This window comes from Parvibaculum sp. (assembly GCF_035511255.1).
GTDB lineage: Bacteria > Pseudomonadota > Alphaproteobacteria > Parvibaculales > Parvibaculaceae > Parvibaculum.
The window spans coordinates 1-2,686 of the sequence record NZ_DATKFR010000412.1; the positions used below are offsets into that span (position 1 = coordinate 1).

2 protein-coding genes are annotated in these 2,686 nt (G+C 64.9%); both read right to left on the reverse strand.

Translation table 11 applies throughout. The features are described from left to right. Positions 1-209: 209 nt before the first annotated feature. Positions 210-917: an outer membrane lipoprotein carrier protein LolA gene (locus tag VMR03_RS15690; RefSeq protein ID WP_325406873.1), complete on the reverse strand. Its 708-nt coding sequence runs from the start codon at positions 915-917 to the stop codon at positions 210-212. A 148-nt stretch (positions 918-1,065) separates the two neighbouring features. After that, on the reverse strand, positions 1,066-2,686 hold a 1,621-nt coding region (locus VMR03_RS15695; protein WP_325406874.1), incomplete at its 5' end, for a DNA translocase FtsK.

The window sequence follows — 2,686 nt, forward strand, 5'->3', positions numbered from 1 at the left end:
ATGGGTTTCGTGCCGGCTCCGCCTTCGACCGCGGCGATGTATTTCTCGCCCACGGCGTGAAAGGGATGGACCCCCAGCAATTTCACATCGCAGGGGATGCCGACGACCGGTCGTCTCGGAAGGTTTCGGGTCATGCCTTCAAGAGCTAACACGGGCCCCCGGGGGCCGGTCAAGGCAGCGCAGCGTAACGCGGGTAAAATAGCCCGGCGCTACGGCTTGCCGACGCCGGGCCGCTGCTCGTCCTGAAGCACGAAGAGGGCATTGTCGGCCTTGACGCCGGAACGCGTGTTGCGAAGTGCCACCGTCGTCTGGAGACCTTGCGCGTCCGTCACCACCCATTGGCGAAGCTGCAGGTTCGGTTCGTCGAAGACGAGGGTGAGGTCGCCCGGCGCATTGCCGCTCTTGTCCTGAAGGACGACGCGCAACACGCCCGGCTGGCGCTCGACGCCGAGCACCCGGACATTGTCGGCGAGATCGACCTTGCTGGCGAGGATGATGCCGAGCGGGGTCGAGCTGATCGGATAGCGCTGGGCGGCCGAAAATCCGTCCTTCACCGCCACCCAGGTGCCGTCGGCGACGACCAGGGTCTTTTGCGGCGGGGTATATTCAAAGCGCAGCCGGCCCGGACGGCGGAGGTAGAACTTTCCTTCCGCCAGCGAGCCGTCGGGGCCGACCTGAAGGAAATTCCCCTGAAGCTCCGAAAGCCCGTTCAGATAGGCTTCCACCCGCTCGACATCGGCCTTGTCCTCCGTGCTCAGCGGATGCGCCTTGAGGTTCGCCCGGGCGGCGGGCGTTGCCGCATGGGCCACCGTCACGTCGGCCGTCGCGATCGCGAGCGCCAGCACGCCGAGGCCGATCAGGGCCGCGGTGACGAGCATGGCCTGGCGGACGCGCCGGCTTTGGTCGAGGTTTCTCATGAGAAAAATCATGTTGGCCTTTTGTGGCGAAAAGAAGAAAGACGAAGGGCGCGCCTGAGGCCTTTTGCTGGAGAAAGGCGGGCGGTTCAATTTGAATCTCGATTGTGGCCCCAAAGCCTCAGGCTTCGCGGCCGGTCGTCCGCATTCGTCAGTGATCGCCGACCAGGACTTCCCGCTTGCCCTGATGATTGGGCGGGCTGACGACGCCCTGTTCTTCCATAAGCTCGATCAGCCGCGCGGCGCGGTTGTAACCGATCTGCAGCCGGCGCTGGATGTAGCTCGTCGAGGCGCGCTTGTCGCGCGCGACGATCGCCACCGCCTTGTCGTAAAGATCGTCGCCGGAGCCGCCGCCTTCGCCGTCGAGACCGAACATCTCGCCGTTTTCTTCCGGCTCCGCCGTGATCGCTTCCAGATATTCCGGCACGCCCTGACGTTTCAGGAACGTCACGACCTTCTCGACTTCGTCATCCGAGACGAAGGGGCCGTGGACGCGGCGGATGCGGCCGCCGCCGGCCATGTAGAGCATGTCGCCCTGGCCGAGCAATTGTTCGGCGCCCTGTTCGCCCAGAATCGTGCGGCTGTCGATCTTCGACGTCACCTGAAACGAGATGCGCGTCGGGAAATTCGCCTTGATCGTGCCGGTGATGACGTCGACCGAGGGGCGCTGCGTCGCGGTGATGATGTGGATGCCGGCGGCGCGGGCCATCTGCGCGAGGCGCTGCACAGCGCCTTCGATTTCCTTGCCCGCCACCATCATCAGGTCGGCCATTTCGTCGACGATGACGACGATGAAGGGCATGGGCGAAAGGTCCATCTCCTCTTCCTCGTAGATCGCCTTCCCCGTCTCCTTGTCGAAGCCGGTCTGCACCGTGCGCACCAGCACCTCGCCCTTGGCGTCGGCGTCGATGACGCGGGTATTGTAGCCGTCGATGTTCCGTACGCCGACCTTCGACATCTTGCGGTAGCGGTCCTCCATCTCCTTGACGACCCACTTAAGCGCGACGACGGCCTTTTTGGGTTCCGTCACGACGGGGGCGAGGAGATGCGGGATGCCGTCATAGACCGAGAGTTCGAGCATCTTCGGGTCGATCATGATCAGCTTGCACTGGTCGGGCGAGAGCCGGTAGAGGATTGACAGGATCATCGTGTTGATGCCGACCGACTTGCCCGAGCCCGTGGTGCCGGCGATCAGGAGATGCGGCATACGGGCGAGGTCGGAGACGACGGGCTCGCCGCCGATATTCTTGCCGAGCGCCAGCGCGAGTTTCGAACTCGCATTCTCGTAATCCGAGGTTTCGAGCAACTCGCGCAGGAAGACCATCTCGCGCTTGACGTTGGGAAGCTCGATGCCGATCGCGTTGCGGCCCGGCACGACGGCGACGCGGGCCGAAACCGCGCTCATCGAACGGGCGATGTCGTCGGCGAGCGCGATGACGCGCGACGACTTGATGCCGGGAGCGGGTTCGAGTTCGTAGAGCGTCACGACGGGGCCGGGGCGCACATTGATGATTTCGCCCCGGATGCCGAAATCGTCGAGCACGGATTCGAGGAGCCGCGCATTCTGCTGCAGCGCTTCGTCGCTCATCAGCGTTGCGGCGCCGGCGGATTTCGGTTTCGTCAGCAGGCTCAGCGGCGGGAGCTGGTAGTCGCTTTTCGGCTCGAGCGCCAGCGTCGGCTGCGCCTCGCGGACGGCGCGCTTGGAGGGCTTGGCCGCTTTCGGCGCGGTGCGGCTGATGGGTGGCACCGGCTTGCCGCCGAGCTTCGGCCCG